The organism is Mixta sp. (assembly GCF_024610815.1).
Classification (GTDB): domain Bacteria; phylum Pseudomonadota; class Gammaproteobacteria; order Enterobacterales; family Enterobacteriaceae; genus Mixta; species Mixta calida.
Map to the genome: position 1 here is coordinate 1 of NZ_JANION010000238.1, position 11,861 is coordinate 11,861.

Annotated in this window: 12 protein-coding genes; 3 read left to right on the plus strand and 9 right to left on the minus strand. The window is 60.8% G+C overall.

What is annotated here, in order from left to right:
* Position 1: 1 nt before the first annotated feature.
* The 3 genes from betI to betA are packed head-to-tail and all read left to right on the plus strand — an operon-like array spanning position 2 to position 3,786.
* Entirely contained in the window at positions 2-580 is a 579-nt protein-coding gene (gene betI / locus MYY08_RS18200) for a transcriptional regulator BetI (protein ID WP_288015315.1), read from the plus strand.
* Positions 581-591: 11 nt separating this feature from the next.
* Positions 592-2,058, plus strand: coding sequence for a betaine-aldehyde dehydrogenase (gene betB, locus MYY08_RS18205; RefSeq protein WP_288015318.1), 1,467 nt, complete (start codon positions 592-594; stop codon positions 2,056-2,058).
* Between the two features lie 42 nt (positions 2,059-2,100).
* On the plus strand, positions 2,101-3,786 hold the full coding sequence (betA, locus tag MYY08_RS18210; protein WP_038626266.1) for a choline dehydrogenase: 1,686 nt from the start codon (positions 2,101-2,103) through the stop codon (positions 3,784-3,786).
* An 81-nt stretch (positions 3,787-3,867) separates the two neighbouring features.
* Here the strand turns inward: betA and nth are convergent, their stop codons facing one another.
* The 9 genes from nth to ydgT all read right to left on the minus strand — a co-directional run bounded on the left by nth (position 3,868) and on the right by ydgT (position 11,318).
* Positions 3,868-4,503: an endonuclease III gene (gene nth, locus MYY08_RS18215; protein ID WP_288015320.1), complete on the minus strand. Its 636-nt coding sequence runs from the start codon at positions 4,501-4,503 to the stop codon at positions 3,868-3,870.
* The gene (locus MYY08_RS18220) at positions 4,500-5,195 is read right to left on the minus strand and encodes an electron transport complex subunit E (RefSeq protein ID WP_038626262.1); all 696 of its coding nucleotides are present in this window, start codon (positions 5,193-5,195) and stop codon (positions 4,500-4,502) included. Before MYY08_RS18220 ends, nth begins: the two co-directional genes overlap by 4 nt.
* The gene (gene rsxG, locus MYY08_RS18225; RefSeq protein WP_038626260.1) at positions 5,188-5,820 is read right to left on the minus strand and encodes an electron transport complex subunit RsxG; all 633 of its coding nucleotides are present in this window, start codon (positions 5,818-5,820) and stop codon (positions 5,188-5,190) included. The genes MYY08_RS18220 and rsxG overlap by 8 nt, the downstream gene beginning before the upstream one ends.
* A gap of 3 nt (positions 5,821-5,823) precedes the next feature.
* Positions 5,824-6,882 carry an electron transport complex subunit RsxD gene (gene rsxD, locus MYY08_RS18230; protein WP_288015322.1) on the minus strand — a complete coding sequence of 353 codons (1,059 nt, stop codon included), beginning with the start codon at positions 6,880-6,882 and terminating at the stop codon, positions 5,824-5,826.
* Positions 6,883-9,267 (minus strand): electron transport complex subunit RsxC, encoded by a 2,385-nt coding sequence (gene rsxC / locus MYY08_RS18235; RefSeq protein ID WP_288015324.1) that lies wholly within the window; start codon positions 9,265-9,267, stop codon positions 6,883-6,885.
* The gene (gene rsxB, locus MYY08_RS18240; RefSeq protein ID WP_038626254.1) at positions 9,260-9,838 is read right to left on the minus strand and encodes an electron transport complex subunit RsxB; all 579 of its coding nucleotides are present in this window, start codon (positions 9,836-9,838) and stop codon (positions 9,260-9,262) included. The genes rsxC and rsxB overlap by 8 nt, the downstream gene beginning before the upstream one ends.
* Positions 9,838-10,419, minus strand: coding sequence for an electron transport complex subunit RsxA (gene rsxA, locus MYY08_RS18245; RefSeq protein ID WP_038626252.1), 582 nt, complete (start codon positions 10,417-10,419; stop codon positions 9,838-9,840). The genes rsxB and rsxA overlap by 1 nt, the downstream gene beginning before the upstream one ends.
* A gap of 125 nt (positions 10,420-10,544) precedes the next feature.
* The gene (locus MYY08_RS18250) at positions 10,545-10,988 is read right to left on the minus strand and encodes a DUF2569 domain-containing protein (RefSeq protein WP_038626250.1); all 444 of its coding nucleotides are present in this window, start codon (positions 10,986-10,988) and stop codon (positions 10,545-10,547) included.
* 114 nt (positions 10,989-11,102) lie between these two features.
* Positions 11,103-11,318 (minus strand): transcription modulator YdgT, encoded by a 216-nt coding sequence (gene ydgT, locus MYY08_RS18255; protein WP_084970381.1) that lies wholly within the window; start codon positions 11,316-11,318, stop codon positions 11,103-11,105.
* Positions 11,319-11,861 lie beyond the last annotated feature (543 nt).

An 11,861-nucleotide genomic window follows, 5' to 3' on the forward strand; every position in this document is an offset into this window, starting at 1 on the left:
CATACGCCAGGCGCAGCTAATTAAAGCCACCCTGACGGTAATCGATCGGGTAGGGCTGGCGGAAGCGAGCCTCGCGGTAATCGCCAAAGAGGCGGGCGTGTCCACCGGCATCGTCAGCCACTATTTCGGCGATAAAAACGGCCTGCTGGACGCCTGTATGCGCCAGATCCTCGCCGACCTCTACCTGGCGGTGGAGCGGCAGCGGCGGCAGGCGCCGGATACGCCGGAGGCGCAGCTCCGCGCCATTATCGACGGCAATTTTGATATTTCGCAGATTGACGCGCCGGTGCTGAAAACCTGGCTGGTGTTCTGGACCAACAGCCTGCATCAGCACAACCTGCAGCGGCTGCAGACCATTAACGACCGTCGTCTCTGGTCGAACCTGACGGCGCAGTTCGCCCGCGTCATGCCGCGCGAACAGGCGCGCGCCGCCGGCAGCTGCATGGCGGCGCTGATCGACGGGCTGTGGCTGCGTATGACGCTGGCGCCGCAGCCGATGGCGGACGGGCTCGAGCGGGCGCGTTCAATCTGTTACCAGAATCTTGCGCTCTGGCTACAGCCGGCGCAGAACATGCATTAACAGGAGAAAACATGGCAGAGCTACCACGCCGCGGCAACTACATCAATGGCCGCGAAGAGCAGGGTCAGGGCGAGATCTTCACCACGGTGAATCCGGCCAACGGCAGGGCGCTGGCGGAGATCGCCGCCGCCAGCCGGGCGGACGTGGATCGTGCCGTCGAAAGCGCGCTGGCGGGCCAGCGTATCTGGCGCAGCTATACGCCGGTAGAGCGCAGCCGTGTGCTGCTGAAGGCGGTCGCCCTGCTGCGCGAGCGCAATCAGGCGCTGGCGGAGCTGGAGACGGCCGATACCGGCAAGCCGATTAGCGAAACCGCGGCGGTGGATATCGTTACCGGCGCCGACGTGCTGGAGTACTACGCCGGGCTGGCGCCGGCGCTGCAGGGCGAACAGATCCCGCTGCGCGACAGCGCGCTGGTCTATACCCGCCGCGAACCGCTGGGCGTCTGCGCCGGCATCGGCGCCTGGAACTACCCGATCCAGATCGCCCTGTGGAAAAGCGCTCCGGCGCTGGCGGCCGGCAATGCGATGATCTTCAAACCGAGCGAAGTAACGCCGCTGAGCGCGCTGGAGCTGGCGAAAATCTACAGCGAAGCGGGCCTGCCGGCCGGCGTGTTCAACGTGGTGCAGGGCGCGGCGGAAGTGGGACAGGCGCTGAGCCAGCATCCGCAGATTGAAAAAATCTCCTTCACCGGCGAGGTCAATACCGGCAAGCGGGTGATGGCGGACGCGGCGCTGGCTAACCTGAAAGAGGTTACCCTGGAGCTGGGCGGCAAATCGCCGCTGATCGTCTTTGACGATGCCGACCTGGAGCGGGCGGTCGACGGCGCGATGATGGCCAACTTCTACAGCAGCGGCCAGGTCTGCACCAACGGCACGCGGGTATTCGTCCAGCGTTCGCTGCTGCCGGCATTTGAAAAGCGGCTACTGGAGAAAATGGCGCGCATCAAAACCGGTGACCCGCGCGATCCGTCCGTGAACTTCGGTCCGCTGGTCAGCGCGCAGCACTGTGAAAAAGTGGTCTCTTACCTGCAGCTGGGTAAAGAAGAGGGCGCGCGTCTGCTGGCGGGCGGCAACCGCATTACCGAAGGCGCGCTGGCGCAGGGCTACTACGTCGAGCCGACAGTATTCAGTGACTGCCACGACGAAATGCGCCTCGTACGTGAAGAGATCTTCGGCCCGGTGATGAGCATCCTGGCGTTTGATGACGAAGAGGAAGCTATCACGCGCGCCAACGCCACCGGCTATGGCCTGGCGGGCGGCGTTTTCACCCAGTCGCTGAACCGCGCGCACCGCGTGATCCATCAGCTGGAAGCGGGCATCTGTTGGGTGAACAGCTGGGGCGAATCCCCGGCGCCGATGCCGGTTGGCGGCTATAAGCTCTCGGGCGTGGGGCGTGAAAACGGCCTCGATACCCTGATGCACTACACCCGCACCAAATCCGTGCTGATCGAGATAGGAGATTACCCGTCAGCGTTTTAATGACTAACCCGGCGGCCTGGCCCGCCGGTTTCCGGAGGTTTAATGCAGAAATTTGACTACATCATTATCGGCGCAGGCTCTGCGGGCAATGTACTGGCCACGCGCCTTACCGAGGATGCTGACGTATCGGTACTGTTACTGGAAGCGGGCGGGCGCGATCACCGCTGGGACTTCCGTACCCAAATGCCAGCCGCTTTGGCTTATCCGCTGCAGGGTAAACGCTATAACTGGGCCTACGAGACCGAGCCGGAACCGCAGATGAACAACCGCCGCATGGAGTGCGGACGCGGAAAAGGGCTGGGCGGCTCTTCGCTGATCAACGGCATGTGTTATATCCGCGGCAACGCGCTCGACTACGACGGCTGGGCGAAAAAAGAGGGGCTGGAACAGTGGTCCTATCTGCACTGTCTGCCCTATTTCCGCCGCGCGGAGAAGCGCGACATTGGCGAGAATGACTATCACGGCGGCGAAGGCTACCTGAGCGTCACCACGCCGAAGGTGGGCAACAATCCGCTCTACCGCGCCTTTATCGAAGCGGCGAAGCAGGCGGGGCATCATGAAACCGACGATCTGAACGGCTACCGTCAGGATGGTTTTGGGCCGATGGATCGCACCGTCACGCCGCAGGGACGGCGCTCCAGCACCGCGCGCGGCTATCTCGACGTGGCGAAAACGCGGCCGAACCTGACTATTGTCACCCGTGCGCAGACCGATCGTATCCTGTTTGAGGGCAAAACCGCCACCGGCGTCACCTGGCTGCGCAAAGGGCAGCGCCAGCAGGCGACCGCCACGCGCGAAGTGCTGCTCTGCGCCGGCGCAATCGCCTCGCCGCAGATCCTGCAGCGCTCCGGCGTCGGCCCGGAAGAGTGGCTGCGCGAACTGGATATCGACGTGGTGCATGCGCTGCCGGGCGTCGGCCGTAACCTGCAGGATCATCTGGAAATCTATATGCAGTACCGCTGCAAAGAGCCGATCTCGCTCTATCCGGCGCTAAAGTGGTGGAACCAGCCGGCGATCGGCGCAGAATGGCTGCTGAAAGGCACCGGCATCGGCGCCAGCAATCAGTTCGAGGCGGGCGGCTTTATCCGCAGCGATAATCACCCGGAGTGGCCCGATCTGCAATATCACTTCCTGCCGGTGGCGATTAACTACAACGGCAGTAGCCCGGTTAAACAGCATGGCTTTCAGGCGCACGTCGGGCCGATGCGCTCAATGAGCCGCGGGCGCATTAAGCTGAAATCGAAAGATCCCTATGACGCGCCCTCGATCTTTTTCAACTATATGTCGGAAACCCGCGACTGGGTGGAGTTCCGCGCGGCGGTGCGCCTGACCCGTGAAATCATGCGCCAGCCGGCGCTGGAGCCTTACTGCGGCGCGGAGATCCAGCCGGGCTTCGCGGTGCAGAGCGACGAGCAGATCGACGCCTTTATCCGCGAGCATGCGGAAACTGCCTATCACCCGTGCGGCAGCTGCGCCATGGGCTATGGCGAGATGGACGTGGTCGACGATCAGGGTCGCGTGCATGGCCTGCAGCGCCTGCGCGTGGTGGATGCCTCGATCATGCCGCAAATTACCACCGGCAACCTGAATGCGCCGACGGTGATGATCGCCGAGAAGATGTCTGACATCATTCGCGGGCGTGCGCCGCTGGCGCCGTCGCAGGCGGATTACTATCGGCTGCAGCGCGAGCAGGAAATTGCCGCGGCGGACGCAGCGGAAAGCGCCTGACGCGGCGGCCATCACCTGGGATTCAGGCGACGCCATAAAAAAAGCCGGTCATCAGACCGGCTTTTTTATGCCCGCGCGGCGTTACAGATCGGTTTTCTCTTTATATTCGCAGAGATCTTCAATCAGGCAGGAGCCACAGCGCGGCTTACGCGCGATGCAGGTGTAACGGCCATGCAGGATCAGCCAGTGGTGACAGTCGACCTTGAACTCCTTCGGCACCACCTTCAGCAGCTTCTCCTCCACCTGCTCGACGTTTTTACCGGGCGCGAAGTTGGTGCGGTTGCAGACGCGGAAAATATGGGTGTCGACGGCGATAGTCGGCCAGCCGAAGGCGGTGTTCAGCACCACGTTGGCGGTTTTCCTGCCGACGCCGGGCAGCGCCTCCAGCGCGGCGCGATCTTCCGGCACCTCGCCCTGATGCTTTTCCAGCAGAATGCGGCAGGTTTTAATCACATTCTCCGCTTTGCTGTTAAACAGGCCGATGGTCCTGATATAGCTTTTTACCCCTTCGACCCCCAGCTCCAGCATCGCGGCGGGCGTATTGGCCACCGGATAGAGCTTCGCCGTCGCCTTATTGACGCTGACGTCGGTGGCCTGCGCCGAGAGCAGCACGGCGATCAGCAGTTCAAAAGGGGAGGTAAAGTTCAGCTCGGTGGTCGGATGCGGGTTGTTGGCCCGCAGCCGCGACAGAATTTCATAGCGTTTTTCTTTATTCACACCGCTTTCTCAGTCTGGCCCTGCGGCAGCGCGCTGTCGCGACGGGCGGCGGCGCGCGCTTTCAGTTTTTTATCAAGCAGATATTTGGCCGCAAGCAGCATGCCGAGGCCGATAAAGGCGCCCGGCGGCAGCATTGCCAGCAGCATCGGCGAGTCGAAGTGAACCACCTCCACGCGCAACACCTTCGCCCACGGGCCAAGCAGCTGATCGGCGCCGTTGAATAGGGTGCCGTTGCCGATAATCTCGCGCAGCGATCCCAGCACGAACATCGCGCTGGTGGCACCCATACCGATAGCGAAACCGTCCAGCGCCGAGAGCGGAATGCTGCTTTTCGACGCCACCGCCTCGGCACGGCCCACCACGATGCAGTTGGTGACAATCAGCGGAATAAAAATTCCCAGCGACTGATAGAGACCGTAGGCGTAGGCGTTGATCAGCATCTGCACGCAGCTCACCACCGAGGCGATGATCATGACGTAAATCGGGATACGGATTTCCGACGGCACCCAGCGGCGCGAAGCGGAGATCGCGCTATTGGTGATGGTCAGCACCAGCGTGGTCGCCAGGCCAAGGCCCAGCGCGTTAGTGGCGGTCGAGGTGACCGCCAGCAGCGGGCAGAGGCCCAGCAGCTGCACCAGCGCGGAGTTGTTTTTCCACAGTCCGCCGATCAATAAATTTTTAGCTTCACTCATTTGCATCTCCACAGTCGGGTAGCGAAGAGAGTTTCTCCGGCAGCGTTTCAATAAGCAGCGTAGTGCGTTTGGCGGCGTTCACCACCGCGCGCGGAGTAATAGTGGCGCCGGTAAACTGATCAAAATCGCCACCATCTTTTTTCACCGCGAAATGCGCGTCATGCGCGCCATGCAGCTGCACACCGCTAAAGCGGGTGATCCAGTCGGAAATGCGCAGCTCAATTTTATCGCCGAGGCCCGGCGTTTCATGATGCTCCACCACCCGTACCCCCAGCACCTTGCCCTGGAAATCCGCGCCGACCAGCATCTGAATCGCGCCAGAATAGCCGTCCGGCGCGGTAGTCTCAAGCGCTGCCGCCACCGGCTGGTTAGCTTTGCGCGCCACATAGAGCCGATGCGGCTTATCGTTACCCAGCGCGCCATCCGTGACAACGTAACATTCATGCTGCATCACGTTATCGTACAGTTCCGGCGGCACCACCTGATCCAGCAGCAGCTTCTGCTGCACTGAGGTCTGATGGGCGATGGTCGGTTTGGTCACTGTGTTAATTACCGCGGTCAGGCCGGTGGTGACGGCGGCGAACAGCGCCAGCGTCACGCCATTTTTACGTATGGTATCCAGCATGGCTTACTCCTTGCGATGGCCGTACACGCGCGGCTGGGTGTAGTAATCGATCAGCGGCACGCAGATGTTGGCCAACAGCACAGCGAACGCCACGCCGTCCGGATAGCCACCGAAGCTGCGGATTAGCCATACCAGCATGCCGATCAGCACGCCGAAGATCAGCCGGCCCTTATTGGTGGTCGAGGCGGTAATCGGGTCAGTGGCGATAAAAAAGGCCCCCAGCATCGTTGCGCCGGAGAAGAGGTGGATCAGCGGCGAGGCGAGAGTGCCCGGCGAGAAGAACCAGCCCAGCGTGGCGCAGACCGCCAGCGAGGCGAGAAAACTGACCGGGATATGCCAGCGAATGGTATTCGTCAGCAGCAGGAACAGGCCGCCCAGCAGGAAGCCAATATTGACCCACTGCCAGCCGATGCCGGCGATAGCGCCGCCGAAAATCGGCTGCGCCAGCAGCTGTTCGGCGCTGTGGCCGGCGCGCAGCCCGGTTTTAAAGGTATCGAGCGGCGTCGCCTGGCTGACGCCGTCCGCGCCCATCTGCAGCTGCTGAAGGGTGTCGCCCGCCAGCGTGTGATGGGTGAAAATCATGCTCAGCGAATCGAGCAGGCCAGGCGTCACCGCCTGCAGCGCCTGCGGCGGCAGCCAGCTGGTCATCTGTACCGGGAAAGAGATCAGCAGCACCACATAACCGATCATTGCCGGGTTGAAGGGATTCTGTCCGAGGCCGCCATACAGCTGCTTGGCGATAATAATGGCGAAGGCGGTGCCGATGACGATCAGCCACCAGGGCGCCAGCGGCGGCAGACTGACGCCCAGCAGCAGGGCGGTCAGCAGCGCGGAGTGGTCGCCGAGGTTGGCCAGCACCGGCTGTTTGCGCAGGTGCAGGATCGCCGCTTCGGTGCCCCAGGCGGTCAACGCCGCCAGCGCCACCTGAATCAGGTTACCGTAGCCGAAAAAGTACCACTGGGCGGCCATGCCAGGCAGCGCCGCCAGCAGCACCAGCAGCATGATGCGGCTGGTGGCACGGTGGTTATGGGTGTAAGGGGAACTTGCAATACGAAAAGCCATTTAATCCTCTAAGCCTGTCTGCTGCTGTGCTTTACGCGCTTTGGCGCGCGCAACGGCGGCGGCCACTGCGGCTTTGCGGCGCGCCTCCGCATCATCCGTGTCGGCGCTTTCTGCCGCCTGGTGTTGTGCTTTTTTCGCTTTGGCGCGGGCGACGGCCGCTTCAATTGCCGCTTTGCGCGCGTCAACCGGCGCGGCGTCGGCGCTTTCCGGCTCGGCGGCGGCTAAAGGCACGCTTTCGCTTTCCGGCGTCATCGCATCCGTTGACGGCACGCTCTGGCTTTCCGTCTCCGCTTCTGCGGCGGCGTGATGTTTCTCCGCCGTTGCCTGCTGCGCCTTTTTCGCTTTGGCGCGCGCCACGGCGTCGGCGACCGCGACCTTACGCGCATCAGCCGCTTCGGCGGCGCGCGCGTTTTCCGGCGCGGCCGCTTCCTCAGACGCGTCTGCGCTTTCCGTCGCCGCCTGCGCCTGCTGCGCTTTTTTCGCTTTGGCGCGCGCGACGGCCGCCTCTACTGCCGCCTTACGCGGATCGACCGCTTCAGACGCATCTGCGCTTTCCGCCGCCGCCTGCGTCTGCTGCGCTTTTTTCGCTTTGGCGCGCGCGATAGCCGCTTCTACCGCGGCTTTACGCGGATCGATGCCGTCGGCCGCCTGGCTTTCAGCGTCCTGTTCCTGCTGCGCTTTTTTCGCTTTGGCGCGCGCGATAGCCGCTTCTACTGCGGCTTTACGCGGATCGCCCGCCTGACGCGACAGCGGCTCGGTCTCCGCCTGTTTTTCCGCCTGACGCTGGCGCGCCAGCGCTTTACGCGCCTCGCGCTGGGCAATGACGGCGGCGTTATCGGGCGCGTCGCCCGCGTTAACGTCAACCTCTGCCGCTTTCTTCGCCTTCACGCGCGCCAGCGCAGCGGCGATTTCATCCTGTTCGCTGGCGCTAACCTTACGCTTCGCCTGCGCATGACGCGCTTCACGGGCCAGTTTTTCCCGTTCCAGACGCGCCTGACGCGCTTCAAAGCGCGCTTTCGCTTCGGCGGTGCGTTTCGCTTCCAGATCGATAGCGCGCAGTTCCGCCTTCTCCTGGCGGTAATACTGCACCAGTGGAATATTACTGGGGCAAACCCAGGCGCAGGCGCCGCATTCGATGCAATCGTCAATATGGTAAGCGCGCGCCTTGTCGTGATCGGCGCCTTGGCTGTACCAGTAGAGCTGCTGCGGCAGCAGATTGGCCGGGCAGGCGTCGGCGCAGGCGCTGCAACGGATGCAGGAAAGCTCCGGCTGCGGTTCGCCCATCTCGCTGGCCGACGGCGCCAGCAGACAGTTGGTGATTTTCACCACCGGCACATCCAGCGCTGGCAGGGTAAAGCCCATTAGCGGACCGCCCATAATCACCATCTGCTTTGGCTGCGGCTGAAAGCCCGCATGGTGCAGCAGATGGCTGACCGGCGTGCCGAGCCGTCCCCAGACGTTGCCCGGCTGCGTCACCGCTTCGCCGGTCAGGGTCACGACGCGTTCGGTCAGCGGCTCGCCGTCGATAATCGCGCGCTTCACGGCCCAGGCGGTGCCGACGTTCTGCATCAGCACGCCGATATCGGAGGAGCGCCCGCCATGCGGCACCTCTTTGCCGGTCAGAATTTTGGTCAGCTGCTTCGCGCCGCCGGAAGGATATTTGGTAGGAATAACGCGCAGCTGCAAATCATTGGCGCCGCCCAGCGCGCGCTTCAGCGCGGCGATTGCTTCCGGCTTGTTGTCTTCAATGCCGATTAGCACACGCTCCGCCTGCAATACCCAGGCGAGAATACGACTGCCTTCAATTACCTCATCGGCGCAGTCCTGCATCAGGCGGTCATCGGCGGTGATATAGGGTTCGCACTCGGCGGCATTGATAATCAGCGTGCGGGTGCTGTTCAGCCCGCCTTTTAGTTTGGTCGCGGTTGGGAAGCCCGCGCCGCCGAGTCCGGCGACGCCCGCCTGGTGAATACGTTTAATCACTTCTTCACGCGGCAGCTGGCGATAATCCGCCACGCCGTCGCGCTCGATCCAGCGATCTTCGCCGTCGGGGGCGATAAATACCGACATCTCCGCCAGACCGGAAGGGTGCGCGGTCATATGTGGGCCGATTGCCTCAATCACGCCTGAGGTCGGCGCATGCACCGGCAGCATTCGCCCGGTTCCGAAGGTCAGCGGCTGGCCGCGCAGCACTTTATCGCCGGGTTTGACGCAGATTTCGCCTTCGTGGCCGATATGCTGCTTTAACGGAATGATAAAGCGATCCGCCAGCGGCAGCTGACGCAGCGGCGTGCCGTTGGACTGGGTCTTCATTTCAGGCGGATGAATGCCGCCGTCAAAGTCCCAAATCTTATCTTTACGGAAGATATTCAGTAGGTTAAGCATGACTTTCCACAGGAATGACCCGTACCGGGATGGTTTGCAGATCCCATTTCCAGTTAGCCGTGGTGGTGGCAACCGGACGCATTTCAATACAGTCGGTTGGGCAGGGAGCGACGCAGAGATCGCAGCCGGTGCAGACGTCGCTCAGCACGGTGTGCATCGCACGCGTGGCGCCGACGATCGCATCGACCGGACAGGCCTGAATGCACTTAGTGCAGCCGATGCAGTTCGCTTCGTCAATCCAGGCCACGGTGCGCACCGGTTCTTTCGCGCTTTCGTCGCCGTCGATCGGCTGCGGCTCCACATTGAGCAGGCCCGCCAGCTTCAGCATCGTCTGTTCGCCGCCGGGGGCGCATTTATTGATCGCCTCGCCGTTGTTGCCCACCGCTTCGGCGTAGGGGCGACAGCCGGGATAGCCGCACTGCCCGCACTGGCTCTGCGGCAAAATGGCGTCGATTTGTTCAACGATCGGGTCCGCTTCCACTTTAAAGCGGCGTGACGCATAGCCCAACAGCCCACCGAAAATCAGGCTCAGGGCGCTAATTGCAGCAATAGCTATCCAGATAGCGGTCATCAGAATTTCACCAGACCAGTAAAGCCCATAAAGGCCAGCGCCATCAGGCCAGCCGTGATCAGGGCGATAGAGGAACCCTTGAACGGGGCCGGCACATTCGCCAGCACCAGACGTTCACGCATACCGGCAAACAGCACCATCACCAGCGAAAAGCCCAGCGAGGCGCTGAAGCCGTAAAGCGCCGCCTGCAAAAAGGTATGGTTGAGGTTGACGCTTAGCAGCGGCACCGCCAGCACCGCGCAGTTGGTGGTGATCAGCGGCAAAAAGATACCCAGCAGGCGATAGAGCGCCGGGCTGGTCTTACGCACCACCATCTCCGTGAACTGCACGGTGACGGCGATCACGAGGATATAGGCCAGCGTACGCAGATAGACCAGATCCAGCGGCAGCAGAATAAGGTGATTCACCAGCCAGGCGCAGATCGAGGCCAGGGTTATAACGAATGTGGTCGCGAGGCCCATGCCAATCGCCGTTTCCAGCTTTTTGGAAACGCCCATAAAGGGACAAAGGCCGAGAAACTTCACCAGAACGAAGTTGTTCACCAGCACTGTGCCAACGAAAAGAAGCAGGTAATCGGTCATCGTATCGCCCGGGGTTACAAAAGGTACTTATTATCAGTTATTCCCGGCGCCATCACAACGGCGCGGGGCGGCGGGAGGAAGGACAAAAGCACTCATGATTAAATTATTGCGTTTTTTCGCGCCGCTCAGGGCGCGATAAAGGTCTTTTTCACCCGCTGCGATCGGCGAAAATAGGGCACCAGCGTCGCCGCCGCCAGCAGCGCCAGCAGCAGGGAGCGCACCGCCGCGCCGTCGGCGATCGGCGAAAAGGCGAAGGTTTTTAATGCCAGCGCCACGGTCAACAGCAGCCAGATAATGTAGTGGCGAGGCAGGCGGCGCGAGCGCTGGCAGAAAATCCAGGTGACCCAGGCGCTGTATAACCAGACCGCCAGCGAGGTGGCCAGCGACAGGCCCCATTGCGTCAGAAACGCCGTATCGTGGCTAAACAGCGCGTCGCGCCAGGCGGGGTTAAACAGCGCGCCGATATACATCACAACCACCAGTGCGCTGGTGAGCACGGTCAGAATCAGCCAGGCGAGCGGCAGCAGCAGCCAGCCGCCGAGGCGTGGCGCGGGGGACGTTAACGGCATAAAGCATTCCTTGTACAGCGAAACGGCGGCGTGAGGCAGGTGATGGCCAAACCCGTCACGCCCGATATGGACCCGGTATTATACGGAAAAGCGGGGGGAGGAAACAGGCAGGATTTATACCACGTAGCGCCAGACCGATTTCGGCACTTCGCCTAAATTGAATAATTTACCGCCGGAAACCAGCTCGGCGCGACGATGATCGGCAGCGCGATACATATTCATCAGTTCACGATCGTCGGTAAGAGAATAATTAAGATGATCGAATAACTTTTCCAGGCTTTCTGAGGTATTCACTTTACGAAATTTCAACAGGTAATCTTGCGCTGTCATAATAACCATAATAATGGAGAGAAGGTTGAGCGACTCAGTATAGGGAGGCCGCGGCGTCTGTCCAGATCCTGCCGGGTAAAAAAACGCTAAATTCAGAAAATAGCGCTGTCCGTCGACAGATGAAATTCAAATTTATACTTTTAAAAAGGTGTGACGCTGTTACAGCACATTCTTTTTCTCTTAAATGTGAAAAAATTGACCGTTTATACCAGGAATATTCTGAACAAATAGTTTTCCCTTACGCCGGTTCCTATCAGGGAAAGGTGACGATCCGGCGATCGCGCCTGAGGGATAATAAACCTGTTTTTTGCACGGTTAATTAAAAATAATTAACATTTGCGCTAAAAGCGCAAAAAACAACATTGTGCGAAACATCACAAATATGTGATTTAACGCGGCGACAATGACGCGATGGAACATGGCTAAAGTTTACACGCCTTTGTAATCGCTACCAAAACTTGTGCTGGCTAACCACTTATGTTTATTACAGTTATTTAACAGTTTTGAAAAATCATTTCAGGCGTTTTATCCATATCTTTTACC

Excerpts from the sequence above, each read along its gene's own strand:
- rsxB (WP_038626254.1), bottom strand. The coding sequence starts at position 9,838 with ATGACCGCTATCTGGATAGCTATTGCTGCAATTAGCGCCCTGAGCCTG.
- ydgT (WP_084970381.1), bottom strand. The coding sequence starts at position 11,318 with ATGACAGCGCAAGATTACCTGTTGAAATTTCGTAAAGTGAATACCTCA.
- betA (WP_038626266.1), top strand. The coding sequence starts at position 2,101 with ATGCAGAAATTTGACTACATCATTATCGGCGCAGGCTCTGCGGGCAAT.
- rsxC (WP_288015324.1), bottom strand. The coding sequence starts at position 9,267 with ATGCTTAACCTACTGAATATCTTCCGTAAAGATAAGATTTGGGACTTT.
- MYY08_RS18250 (WP_038626250.1), bottom strand. The coding sequence starts at position 10,988 with ATGCCGTTAACGTCCCCCGCGCCACGCCTCGGCGGCTGGCTGCTGCTG.
- rsxA (WP_038626252.1), bottom strand. The coding sequence starts at position 10,419 with ATGACCGATTACCTGCTTCTTTTCGTTGGCACAGTGCTGGTGAACAAC.
- rsxG (WP_038626260.1), bottom strand. The coding sequence starts at position 5,820 with ATGCTGGATACCATACGTAAAAATGGCGTGACGCTGGCGCTGTTCGCC.
- MYY08_RS18220 (WP_038626262.1), bottom strand. The coding sequence starts at position 5,195 with ATGAGTGAAGCTAAAAATTTATTGATCGGCGGACTGTGGAAAAACAAC.
- betB (WP_288015318.1), top strand. The coding sequence starts at position 592 with ATGGCAGAGCTACCACGCCGCGGCAACTACATCAATGGCCGCGAAGAG.
- rsxD (WP_288015322.1), bottom strand. The coding sequence starts at position 6,882 with ATGGCTTTTCGTATTGCAAGTTCCCCTTACACCCATAACCACCGTGCC.